1 protein-coding gene is annotated in these 2070 nt (G+C 68.7%); it reads left to right on the top strand.

The window, feature by feature from the left end; translation table 11 throughout:
- Positions 1-12: 12 nt before the first annotated feature.
- A partial coding sequence (locus ACZ6CL_RS42920) for an SDR family NAD(P)-dependent oxidoreductase (protein ID WP_468947009.1) occupies positions 13-2070 on the top strand: 2058 nt, incomplete at its 3' end.

Raw genomic sequence — 2070 nt, forward strand, 5'->3', positions numbered from 1 at the left:
GCTGGGGATGAGGTGGGCGCGGGGTCGTTGCGGGAGTTGGTGATCGAGGCTCCGTTGGTTCTGCCGGAGTCGGGTGCGGTGCGGGTGCAGGTGTCGGTTGGTGGGGCGCAGGCCGATGGTGTGCGTTCGGTCGCGGTGTACTCGCGGGCCGACGACGCGGTGTCCGAGGCACCGTGGACGCGCCATGCCAGCGGTCAGCTCGCGAGCCAGGCCCCGACCCCTGCCCGCTCCTTTGACGTCTGGCCCCCGGAGGGTGCTGAGGCGGTGGATGTGTCGGGTCTGTATGAGGAGCTGGCTGCTCGGGGCTATGGGTACGGGCCGGTGTTTCAGGGGTTGCGGTCGGTGTGGCGGCGTGGTGGTGAGGTGTTTGCCGAGGTTGTTTTGGGGGCGGAGTCTGCGGGGGGTGGGTCGGGGTATGGGTTGCATCCGGCGTTGTTGGATGCGGCGTTGCATGCGGGGGCGTTTGTGGAGCCGGGTGAGTCTGGTGGGGATGGGGTGTTGTTGCCGTTCGCGTGGAGTGGTGTGACGTTGCATGCGGCGGGTGCGTCGGTGTTGCGGGTGCGGTTGTCGTCGGCGGGGTCGCGGGCGTTGTCGTTGGAGATCGCTGATGGTGCGGGTGTGCCGGTGGCGTCGGTGGAGTCGTTGGCGTTGCGGGCTGTTGATGATGAGCAGTTGAGGGCGGCGGCCGGGAGCGATGCACTGTTCCGGGTGGAGTGGTCCCCGCTGCCGACGCGGGCCGAGGACGCTCGGGAGCCGGTTGATGTGGCGGTGGTGCGGGCGCGGTCTGGTGTGGTCGGGGCTGAGGGAGTGCGTGGCCTGTGTGCCGAGGTGCTGGGTCAGTTGCAGACCTTCCTGGCCGCTGGTGATTCCGGTCGTCTGGTGGTGGTCACCGAGGGTGCGGTGGGTGTTGAGGGCGATGACGAGGTGGTGGATCCTGCGGGGGCTGCGGTGTGGGGGTTGGTGCGGTCCGCGCAGGCGGAGAACCCCGGCCGTGTGGTGCTGGTGGACATGGACGGCGGTGAGCCGTCCGATGAGCTGATCACGACCGTGCTTGCCTCGGCCTCGGACGAACCGCAGATAGCCGTACGAGCAGGCGCGGTATACGTACCACGGCTGGTGCGCTCGGCCACGAAGCAGGCCACGCCCGTGTCCCCGCTGAATCCCGAGGGCACGGTCCTGATCACCGGTGGCACAGGGACATTGGGCGGTGTGGTCGCTCGCCACCTCGTATCGGTGCACGGCGTACGCAACCTGGTGCTCGCCAGCCGTCGGGGCATGGCGGCGGCCGGAGTCGAGGAGTTGAACACCGAGCTGGAGAAGCTCGGAGTGAACGTCCGAGTGGTGGCGTGTGATGTGGCCGACCGGGACTCTCTGCGCGAGTTGCTTGCGGGGATTCCGGCGGATGCGCCGCTGACGGGTGTGGTGCATACGGCGGGTGTGCTCGATGACGGTGTGATCGGGAGCCTGTCCCCGGAGCGTCTGGAAGCGGTGTTCCGGCCGAAGGTCGATGCGGCGCTGATGCTGCACGAGCTGACCGCCGGGCTGAACCTGGACGCGTTCGTACTGTTCTCCTCCGCGTCCGGAGTGCTCGGTGGTCCGGGCCAGGGCAATTACTCGGCGGCGAACGCGTTCCTGGACGCCTTCGCGCAGTGGCGTCGGGCGCAGGGCCTGCCCGCCGTGTCCCTCGCCTGGGGCCTGTGGGGCGAGACCAGCGGGATGACCAGCACGCTCGACCAGGCCGACCAGGCCCGGATGAGCCGCAGCGGCATCAAGCCGTTGTCCTCCGATGAGGGCATGGCGCTGTTCGACGTCGGCCTCGGTGCCGAGGAGTCGGCAATGGTGCTGGCGAAGTTCGACTTCGCGTCCTTTGCCCGGCAGGCGGAGGCGGGTCAGCTGACCGCGATGCTGCGCGGACTCGTACGCCAGCCACGACGCCGCACTGCAAACACCGCCGACAACACCACCAGTGAGTCCTTGGCTGGTCGGTTGGTGGGGTTGTCGGGTGAGGAGCAGGGGCGGGTGTTGGTGGATGTGGTGTGTGGTGAGGTGGCGGTGGTGTTGGGGCATGCG

The sequence above is a fragment of the Streptomyces sp. NPDC041200 genome, assembly GCF_055591805.1.